This window comes from Roseateles sp. P5_E1 (assembly GCF_054049335.1).
Genome location: NZ_JBFUMN010000143.1, coordinates 1 through 942 on the forward strand (window position 1 = coordinate 1; position 942 = coordinate 942).

The following is a 942-nucleotide window of genomic DNA, read 5'->3' on the forward strand; positions in this document are numbered from 1 at the left end:
TATCTCATTGGTCGTGACTTCGTCGACGGCAAACCGAGCTGCCTGGTACTGGGCGACAACATCTTCCACGGCCATGGCCTGCGGGAAGTGCTGCGCAATGCCGACGAGCGCGATCACGGCGCGACCGTGTTCGGCTATTGGGTCAACGATCCGGAGCGCTACGGCGTGGCCGAGTTCGACAAGGCCGGCAAGGTGATCGACCTGGTCGAGAAGCCGGCCAATCCGCGTTCCAACTACGCGGTGACCGGCCTGTATTTCTACGACGGCAACGCCAGCCACCACGCGGCCGAGCTGAAGCCGTCGCCGCGCGGCGAGCTGGAGATCACCGATCTCAACCAGCGCTATCTGCGCGAAGGCAATCTGCATCTGGAGGCGCTGGGTCGCGGCTACGCGTGGCTGGATACCGGCACCCACCAGTCGCTGCTGGAGGCGTCCAACTTCATCGAGACCATCCAGACCCGACAGGGCCTGCAGGTCTGCTGCCCGGAAGAAATCGCCTTCGGCCAGGGCTGGATCAACGCCGAGCAACTGGAGGCTCTGGCCGCCCCGCTGATCAAGAACGGCTACGGCCAATACCTGCATAAACTGGCTGTACGAGGAGTGGTGCCGTGAAAGTAATTGAGACCAAACTGCCGGGCTGCGTGGTGATCGAGCCGGCGGTGTTCGGCGACGAGCGCGGCTTCTTCTTCGAGACCTGGAATGCCGAGCGTTTCGGCCAGCACGGTCTGCCGACCAAGTTCGTGCAGAGCAACGTCTCCACCTCGGCCAAGGGCGTGCTGCGCGGCCTGCATTACCAGTGGCCGCGGCCGCAGGGCAAGCTGGTCAGCGTGCTCGAAGGTGAGGTGTACGACGTGGCGGTGGATATCCGTCGCGGCTCGCCGACCTTCGGCCAGTGGGAAGCGGTGGTGCTGAGTGCGGAGAACAAGAAGCAGTTCTGGATCC

2 protein-coding genes are annotated in these 942 nt (G+C 63.9%); both read left to right on the forward strand.

Annotation, left to right across the window (positions count from 1 at the left end; genetic code table 11):
• On the forward strand, positions 1-612 hold a 612-nt coding region (locus ACXJKJ_RS30190; protein WP_457395039.1), incomplete at its 5' end, for a sugar phosphate nucleotidyltransferase.
• Positions 609-942 (forward strand): dTDP-4-dehydrorhamnose 3,5-epimerase (rfbC, locus tag ACXJKJ_RS30195; protein ID WP_457395043.1); only part of this gene is annotated, 334 nt, incomplete at its 3' end. The genes ACXJKJ_RS30190 and rfbC, both read left to right, overlap by 4 nt.